The following is a 444-nucleotide window of genomic DNA, read 5'->3' on the forward strand; positions in this document are numbered from 1 at the left end:
ATGGAACCACCTTCAGCCACCGACTCGGTCGCGCTCAGGCTCAGAGTAGTGGTGTCAGGAGTATCGGTAACCGAGGTCTCGGCCGGCTTGTCGCTGATTTCCAGCTTCTCGTAGTTGCCACCGTCTGCTTTGGTGATGGTGGTGCTGAGCGAACTGCCGCCCGCCAACGCATCGTTGGGTGCGGTGAAATTCACGCTACCGGACGACTCACCCACTGGGATGGTGATGGTCTGGCCGTTGGACAGGGTGACCACCACTGGGGAACCGGTCACTGGTGCTGTCACCGAAGCGGTGTAAACAACAATGCCACCCTCAGCCACGCTTGGTGTTGCGGTCAGACTGACAGTTGAGGTGTCGATGGTATCAGTGACATCAGTTACCGCCGGGGCTGGATTGGTCTCCAGATTCTCGAAGTTGCCGCCCTCGGCCTTGGTGATTGTTGCC

General features: G+C 59.0%; 1 protein-coding gene. It reads right to left on the bottom strand.

Translation table 11 applies throughout. From position 1 onward, the window contains the following. On the bottom strand, nucleotides 1-320 hold a 320-nt coding region (locus tag KCG88_RS30815; RefSeq protein WP_348984546.1), incomplete at its 3' end, for an immunoglobulin-like domain-containing protein. Between the last annotated feature and the right edge of the window lie 124 nt (nucleotides 321-444).

It is taken from the genome of Pseudomonas sp. MWU349, from assembly GCF_017947325.1.
GTDB lineage: Bacteria > Pseudomonadota > Gammaproteobacteria > Pseudomonadales > Pseudomonadaceae > Aquipseudomonas > Aquipseudomonas protegens.